Source organism: Kitasatospora sp. MY 5-36 (assembly GCF_001182915.1).
GTDB lineage: Bacteria > Actinomycetota > Actinomycetes > Streptomycetales > Streptomycetaceae > Kitasatospora.
In genome coordinates this window covers 1-1828 of sequence record NZ_LFVW01001117.1, presented here as the reverse complement: position 1 = coordinate 1828, position 1828 = coordinate 1, and the positions used below count along the sequence as shown (strand labels likewise).

Annotated in this window: 3 protein-coding genes; 1 reads left to right on the top strand and 2 read right to left on the bottom strand. The window is 77.7% G+C overall.

The genetic code is table 11. The annotated features are described in order from the left end of the window. On the top strand, positions 1–579 hold a 579-nt coding region (locus tag AE652_RS40650), incomplete at its 5' end, for a hypothetical protein (protein WP_049660883.1). Between the two features lie 72 nt (positions 580–651). On the opposite strand, the gene AE652_RS40645 is transcribed toward AE652_RS40650, so the two are convergent. Both AE652_RS40645 and AE652_RS40640 read right to left on the bottom strand, forming a co-directional pair. Further along, entirely contained in the window at positions 652–1290 is a 639-nt protein-coding gene (locus AE652_RS40645) for a sigma-70 family RNA polymerase sigma factor (RefSeq protein WP_063780424.1), read from the bottom strand. 304 nt (positions 1291–1594) lie between these two features. After that, positions 1595–1828 (bottom strand): hypothetical protein (locus tag AE652_RS40640; RefSeq protein ID WP_049660881.1); only part of this gene is annotated, 234 nt, incomplete at its 5' end.

Below are 1828 nucleotides of genomic sequence, written 5' to 3'. Positions count from 1 at the left end.
ACCGGGCCCGCCGCCGCGTCCGCGCACGTCCGGGCGCTCGCCACGCTGGCGCTGGTCACCGCGATGCTCGGCCACGCCGCCGAGGCCGAGCGGCTGGCCGCCGCCGCCACGGCGCTCGCCCTGGAGTCCGGCGACCGCCGCCGGCTGGTCGACGCCAAGGTGCACCAGGGCTGGGTGAGCCTGGCCGCCGGGGACCGGGAGGGCGCCCAGCGCCGGTCCCGGGAGGCCCGCGAGCTGCTGCCGGCCACGCCCGTCACCCAGGTCCACCTCTGGTCGCTGCTGACCGAGGCGCAGGCCCTCGCGCCGACCGTCCGCGACGACGCCGCCGACCTCGCCTGGCACCGGCTGCTCGCCGCCTGCGAGGAGGCCGGCCTGCTGTACCTGCACGCGGTGGCCGAACAGTCCTACGCCGCCTACCTGTTGGCCCGGGGACGGGAACCGGAGGTGCGCGGCCGGCTGCGCACGGCGCTGGACCGCTTCCGCTCGCACGACCGGCAGGCGGGCCACTGCAGCGAGTTCACCACCAGCCTGGAGGAGTCGCTCAACCTCCGCACCGGCCGGCGGGCGACGGACGACTGAACCGGACGGTCGGCGCGAGGGGCCGCGCCCCGGTCAGCCTTCGTCCCGGTCAGCCTGAGCCGGACGGCCCCGTCAGCCGGCCGCCGAGGCCGCCCCGCGCACCGTCGGGGCGTACCCGTGCTCCGTCGCCAGCACCGGGCGCAGCGCCCGGATCGCGTAGAAGTTGCGGGACTTGACCGTCCCCGGCGGCACCCCCAGCCGGGCCGAGGCCTCCAGCACCGAGCGGTCCTTGAGGTGGAGTTCGACCAGCACCTCGCGGTGGTGCTTCTGCACCCGGCGCAGCGCCAGCGCGAGGTCCCGGGCCACCACCACCTGCTCGTACGGGTCGTCGGCGACCGGCCGGTCCTCGACCGTCTCGCCGATCACCTCCTTGGCGCGGGCGGCGGCCATCCGGTAGTGGTCGATCGCGATCCGCCGGGCGACCGTGAACAGCCAGGGCCGGGCCGCCTCCGCGCCGGCGGCCAGCGCCTCCGGGTGCTGCCAGGCGCGCAGCAGGGTCTCCTGGAGGATGTCCTCGGCCTTGCCGCGGTCCCCGCCGGTGGCCCGCAGCAGCGCGCGCAGCAGGTAGCCGCCGTGCAGCCGGTGGATCTCGGCGAGCACGTCGGGGTCGAGGGTCGGGCGGGCCGGGGCGGTGGCGCCCTCCGGCGCGGCGACCGGACCCTCGGACGGCGGGGTGACGGACGTGGGCTGGGCGACGGACGGCTTCGACACGCGCTACCTCTCAGGTCGGGCAGGGGGCGCAGCACGGGCAGGGGACGCAGCACGGGCAGGGCGTGCTGGGCACCGCCGGAGATCCCCGGCGGTGGCTGCACCAGCACACTGCCGGAGCCCGCCAAGTCCGCACCAAGGATCCGCCAACGCCCCCGCCCAGGGCACTCGGGCCGCCCCCGAGTGCCACCGTTGGCGGGCGCCGACGACTGTTGGCCGGTCGTTAGCGGCCGTGAGCTGCGGCTTCTTCCGCCACCGCCCGGTTCGGCGCCCGGCCCCCCGCCGAGCGCCGTACCGGGTCGCGGTGTCAGCCCTCGGCGAGCGCCCCGAGCAGCTCCCGCACCCCGTCCTCGCCCCGGTGCTCGATCAGCACCGCGACCCAGCCCGCCAACAGCTGCCGCTCCGCCGCCGACCACACCGGTGCCGACGGGTGCTCGTCCACCACCAGCGCCGTCGCCACGCCCAGCAGCCCCGACTCCGGCCGCGGCCGCTCCTCCGGCGCCGCACGCAGCGCCAGCCGCCGGGCGACCGCGATCACCCG